This window comes from Aminobacter sp. P4_D5, assembly GCF_056401815.1.
This window is the reverse complement of record NZ_JBFUIP010001073.1, coordinates 1-588: the sequence shown is the minus strand read 5'-3', so window position 1 is coordinate 588 and position 588 is coordinate 1. Positions and strand designations below refer to the sequence as shown.

The 588-nt window shown below is 54.1% G+C and carries 1 protein-coding gene; it reads right to left on the bottom strand.

Annotation, left to right across the window (positions count from 1 at the left end; all coding sequences use genetic code 11):
* On the bottom strand, positions 1-434 hold a 434-nt coding region (locus tag AC1DWF_RS36730), incomplete at its 3' end, for an AAA family ATPase (protein ID WP_476843354.1).
* Between the last annotated feature and the right edge of the window lie 154 nt (positions 435-588).

Here is a 588-nt window from a genome sequence, read left to right as displayed (position 1 = left end):
GCCTGAGCGGCGCCGCCGTCTAAGACATAGTAGTCCCTTTGCCCCGAACGGGCCCCGTTGGAGGCAAGTGTCGGACTTGTCCAGGTTTGGATAAGTTTTCGGTCCTTTCCGCCTGCGATATCGCGTCGGACGATGACGGACTGACCCCGGCCATTGGCCATCTCTACCTCGACGTACGACTCAATAACTAGTTCGTAGCTGTCATCTTTATGTGCGTGAATGCGCTCGCGCATTGCGTAAGGAAGAGGCACGTCAAGTTGAGGTCCAAGGGCTCTTTCGAGCCCAAGAGCATATATGATTGCCTGCAGCGAAGTTGACTTGCCCGAGGTATTGCCGGCCTGAACAACATTGAGGCCGGCCTTGAAAGGGATATCAGCCCCATAGATTCTTTTGGCAGTGATCGCACGTAGTCTTAGGTGGGAAATATGGATCATGCTGCCTTGCGTCCGGATCCGAGTACGACAGTTACTAAGCTTTCAGTCATCGGCTTGGCGTAACGAACCAGCACGTCCTTTTCCTCAGTAAGGATATCCCGTTCTCGATTGAGCTCGCTGAAGAGGCGTTCGCCCTCTTGGGTCAACTGTAGAG